Here is a 1,944-nt window from a genome sequence, read left to right on the forward strand (position 1 = left end):
CCGGCACCTCGGATCAACAACGCGACAGCTGGTTTGCCGGCTTTACTGGCAACCGCCTGGCGGTAGTCTGGCTGGGACTGGATGATAACAGCCCAATGCCAATTACCGGCTCTAATGGTGCCTTGCGCGCGTGGACAAGGTTTATTGCTCAAGAACCGTTACAATCCTATGAACCGGCAATGCCTGAGGGCATTGAAATGCTCTGGATTGATCCGTTAAGCGGAAAACTCGCTGATGGATTATGCGAGAATGCGACACAGATACCGTTTATATCCGGCACGCAACCGACTGAAACTGCAGCCTGCGCCATGCCAGAAGAAACTTTTATTGAAAACCCAATCAAGCGGTCAATCGACTGGGTCAAAGATATTTTCAGATAGGTTTTCCAATGCGACACACCATATCAAAATCTTTTTTTATCATGACCTGGCTGGTCCTGTTTTTATCGGCTTGTACTACGGCTCCGGTCACACAAAAACCACCGGTTGACAGCCGGGACGTGCCATCTCGCCCGCAGACACCGGACTCAGCACAAACAAAGGCTGACCCTACCCAACCAGCTACTCCTCAGGGCATACCCATGCCCCCGGGTGAATCGACATCAGCAGAGGAGCTGCTGCCAGCAACCAAACCGGCACCAGCCCCCAGTAACCCGGCAGTTCTGGCTTTACTAAGTGATGCTGAAAAATATCAACAGCAGGGTAATATGTCTGCAGCTCAATCCCGTTTGCAACGTGCACAACGAATTTCACCGCGGGATCCCAAGGTTTATTACCAATTAGCCCAGACACATTATGAACTCGAAGATTATCGCTTAGCGGAACAGGTGGCTTTAAAAGGGGTGTCTTATGCGCAGGGAGATAATGCCCAACAGAAACGTTTTTGGTTATTGCTAGCCGAAATCCGTACTAAGTCGGGTGATAGAGCGGGTGCAAAATCAGCGCGCGAACAGGCCGCGCGCTACTAGTTATTTAATTACGCAGGTCCAATACATCCTGCATATCAAACAACCCCGTTTGCTGCTGCATCAGCCACTTTGAGGCACGCATCGCCCCATAGGCAAATGTCATGCGGCTTGAGGCTTTATGGGTAATTTCCACCCGCTCGCCTTCGGCAGCAAATAATACTGTGTGATCGCCGACGATATCTCCGGCGCGGACTGTCGCAAAACCAATGGTATTGCGATCGCGCTGACCGGTACGGCCTTCACGACCATAAATAGCACATTCTTTCAGATCGCGGCCCAAAGCTTCAGCGACAACTTCACCCATTCGTAAAGCGGTGCCGGAAGGTGCATCTACTTTATGACGGTGATGCGCCTCAATGATCTCGATATCGACGCTATCGCCTAAAACGCGGGCGGCCATATCGAGCAATTTGAGGGAAAGGTTGACGCCAACACTCATATTCGGAGCTAACAAGCTGGCAATCTGATCGGCGGTGTGTTGAATAATCTGTTTCTGAGTGTCATCAAACCCCGTTGTACCAATGACCGGACGACATTGATTTTTGGCACATAATGGCAACAATGCCATGGTGGCCTCAGGGATAGTGAAGTCAATAATCACATCGGATTGCTGAGTCGCCAGTTCCAGATCAGCTGACAACAGAACGCCCAGTTTTCCTACACCGGCTAATTCGCCGGCATCCACACCAATCAGTGAAGACTCTGGCCGATCAATAGTAGCGGATAGTTGTAACCCTTCGGTTTCCGCGACGGCTTGAATCAGGCAACGGCCCATACGGCCAGCGGCGCCGTTGATAGCAATGTTAATGGCCATGACGAATATCCTTAATGGCGGTTTTTTAGAAAATAAAAAAGCTGGCTGGCAAAAATAGCCCAGTCAGCTTCCTATTGGCAAATATCTTATTCAAAAAAACGTTTTACGGCGTCAAGCCACGAGTCATGTTTTGGACTGTGGGTTGCCCCGGAACCTTCCATCG

2 protein-coding genes and 1 pseudogene are annotated in these 1,944 nt (G+C 50.4%); 2 read left to right on the forward strand and 1 reads right to left on the reverse strand.

Features of this window, described 5'->3' with window-relative positions; all coding sequences use genetic code 11:
• Both B3O33_RS07530 and B3O33_RS07535 read left to right on the forward strand, forming a co-directional pair.
• A pseudogene (locus B3O33_RS07530) lies at positions 1-380 on the forward strand (penicillin-binding protein 1B); the annotation flags it as partial.
• An 8-nt stretch (positions 381-388) separates the two neighbouring features.
• Positions 389-967, forward strand: a complete 579-nt coding sequence (locus B3O33_RS07535; RefSeq protein ID WP_292360618.1) for a tetratricopeptide repeat protein — start codon at positions 389-391, stop codon at positions 965-967.
• Positions 968-971: 4 nt separating this feature from the next.
• Here B3O33_RS07535 and dapB read toward each other — a convergent pair whose 3' ends face one another.
• Positions 972-1,781 carry a 4-hydroxy-tetrahydrodipicolinate reductase gene (gene dapB, locus B3O33_RS07540; RefSeq protein WP_292360620.1) on the reverse strand — a complete coding sequence of 270 codons (810 nt, stop codon included), beginning with the start codon at positions 1,779-1,781 and terminating at the stop codon, positions 972-974.
• Positions 1,782-1,944: the final 163 nt, after the last annotated feature.

It is taken from the genome of Methylophaga sp. UBA1464 (assembly GCF_002325665.1).
Taxonomy (GTDB): Bacteria; Pseudomonadota; Gammaproteobacteria; order Nitrosococcales; family Methylophagaceae; genus Methylophaga.

Excerpts from the sequence above, each read along its gene's own strand:
- B3O33_RS07535 (WP_292360618.1), top strand. The coding sequence starts at position 389 with ATGCGACACACCATATCAAAATCTTTTTTTATCATGACCTGGCTGGTC.
- dapB (WP_292360620.1), bottom strand. The coding sequence starts at position 1,781 with ATGGCCATTAACATTGCTATCAACGGCGCCGCTGGCCGTATGGGCCGT.